This window comes from Paraprevotella clara YIT 11840 (genome assembly GCF_000233955.1).
GTDB lineage: Bacteria > Bacteroidota > Bacteroidia > Bacteroidales > Bacteroidaceae > Paraprevotella > Paraprevotella clara.
On record NZ_JH376702.1, the window covers coordinates 1 to 519 of the forward strand.

A 519-nucleotide genomic window follows, 5' to 3' on the forward strand; every position below is an offset into this window, starting at 1 on the left:
TTTATAATGGATATTTGCGACTTACTGAAAAAAAGTATAGAGATTGCAGACCAATATAACGAACCTGATATTTTTGAAACTAGTCCTTATACATTTACTCCTCCACAAACTCTCATAGAGTACTATGTAGCAAAGTATCTACGTGGCCGGTTAGATAAAGAACGATGGAATCTTCTTTTTAAGAAACCAATAAATGGGGTTGTTCACGATATTAGATTGGTTGAAAAGGAGCTTCCTCAAACGGGTGAAAAAACTCCTAAAAGGAAACAAAAACTTAGAACCATTATTATTGATCTATTTGCAGAACTATGGTTATTTCCGCTATCTAATTCTGATTTTATTCAGAATAGAAAAGCAGAATTTCCTGCAATCACTCTTGATGAACTTGTGGCAAAAATTAAGGCAAAAATGGAAGCATCGGGAGTTACCCCTGAAAATTATTTTGTTGCTTTAATCGTTTTGCCTGCAACTAATGGTGGGGAAGGGATTGATTTAGATGAGCTTGCTAAAAGATTAGGG

Annotated in this window: 1 protein-coding gene; it reads left to right on the forward strand. The window is 34.7% G+C overall.

The features are described 5' to 3' along the window. On the forward strand, positions 1-519 hold a 519-nt coding region (locus tag HMPREF9441_RS17185; RefSeq protein ID WP_008623578.1), incomplete at both ends, for a hypothetical protein.